The organism is Bacillus sp. mrc49 (assembly GCF_002803435.1).
Genome location: NZ_PHNG01000078.1, coordinates 1 through 390, shown reverse-complemented (window position 1 = coordinate 390; position 390 = coordinate 1). Strand labels below are relative to the sequence as shown.

Below are 390 nucleotides of genomic sequence, written 5' to 3'. Positions count from 1 at the left end.
GCCACTGCGTAAAAAGGGTTTTCCCACTGCCAAGCACCTTGTCCTGTTACCGATAAACGCATAAACGGTCATGGTAACCCGCGAACTAAAGCGGCAAACGGCCAAGGACAGGCGTAAAAAGGCACCTCTTGCTTTAATGGGCGTGTTTTTGGAAATGCTTGAGGCGATGTTCCGTCGAGCTAAGCAGTAAGCTAGGCCTTGTGCGTCGACAGCAGGATGCTGGTTTCGGTGCTGGAAATGCCGGCAATGCGCCGAATACGGCCGAGGATTTTGTCGAAGTTCTCCAGGCTGTCGGTGCGGATCTCCACCAGAATGTCCCACTTGCCGTTGGTAGTGTGCAGGGTAAACACCGCAGGCTCGCCGCGCAGCTGTTGCAACACGCTTTGCGCC

1 protein-coding gene is annotated in these 390 nt (G+C 55.1%); it reads right to left on the bottom strand.

The annotated features are described in order from the left end of the window. Window positions 1–191: 191 nt before the first annotated feature. A partial coding sequence (locus CVN76_RS00555) for an Lrp/AsnC ligand binding domain-containing protein (RefSeq protein WP_198512393.1) occupies window positions 192–390 on the bottom strand: 199 nt, incomplete at its 5' end.